This window comes from Nitrospina gracilis 3/211 (assembly GCF_000341545.2).
Classification (GTDB): domain Bacteria; phylum Nitrospinota; class Nitrospinia; order Nitrospinales; family Nitrospinaceae; genus Nitrospina; species Nitrospina gracilis.
Map to the genome: position 1 here is coordinate 1,499,499 of NZ_HG422173.1, position 798 is coordinate 1,500,296.

The following is a 798-nucleotide window of genomic DNA, read 5'->3' on the forward strand; positions in this document are numbered from 1 at the left end:
ACCCAGTCCCGCTTCGGCGACGTTGATCATGGAAACGCCGTCGTTGGCGTTGCGGAGCGCCTGGGTGAGGGCGCGGATGTCGCCGCGCAGTTTTTCCGAGAGGGCGAGTCCCGCCGGGTCGTCGGCACCACGGTTGATGCGCAGGCCCGAGGAGATGCGCTCGATGGACTGCGCCAGCCTGTTGTTGTTGACTCCCAGCAGACGCTGTGCCGTCAGGGACGGAATGTTGTTGAAAATCCGGATTGCCATTTCGATCCTCCTTGACCGAAAGGAGCCGTTCCGTTGCATCCTTGCAACTTTGGTGGGATGACTCCGTTATGATTTCATTCGCGAATGGTTCCCGCGAACTTTCGATGAATCCTATCCCTTAAAAGGGAAAATCTGCCTCTGCGGTTACTGGAGCAGCTGCAGAACGCTCTGCGGAATCAGGTTTGCCTGACCAACCATTGCCGTCGAAGCCTCTACCAGGATCTGGTTTCGCGTCAGGTTGGCAATCTCCTGGGCGATGTCCGCGTCGCGGATCTGCGACTCGGCGGCCTGCACGTTCTCGATGGTGACGGACAGGTTGTTGATGGTCCGCACCAGCCGGTTCTGAACCGCACCGACTCTGCCGCGCGCGTTGGAAAGGGTTTCAAGCGCCGTGGTGATATGGTCCAAAGTGGTCAAAGCCTCCGCTGCCCCGGTTATGCTAACGGCGTTTATCCCCAGGGTGCTGGTGTTCATGGCGGTCAGATTCATTTCGAAATTCAAGTTGAAACGGCTGTCGGCTGTAGAATCGGCGCCGATCTGAATCACGAC

At 58.3% G+C, this 798-nt stretch carries 2 protein-coding genes; both read right to left on the minus strand.

All coding sequences use genetic code 11. The features are described from left to right. Positions 1–249: flagellin N-terminal helical domain-containing protein (locus tag TX82_RS07120; protein WP_042250783.1), on the minus strand; the 249-nt coding region annotated here is incomplete at its 3' end. 144 nt (positions 250–393) lie between these two features. Next, a partial coding sequence (locus tag TX82_RS07125; protein WP_275450577.1) for a flagellin occupies positions 394–798 on the minus strand: 405 nt, incomplete at its 5' end.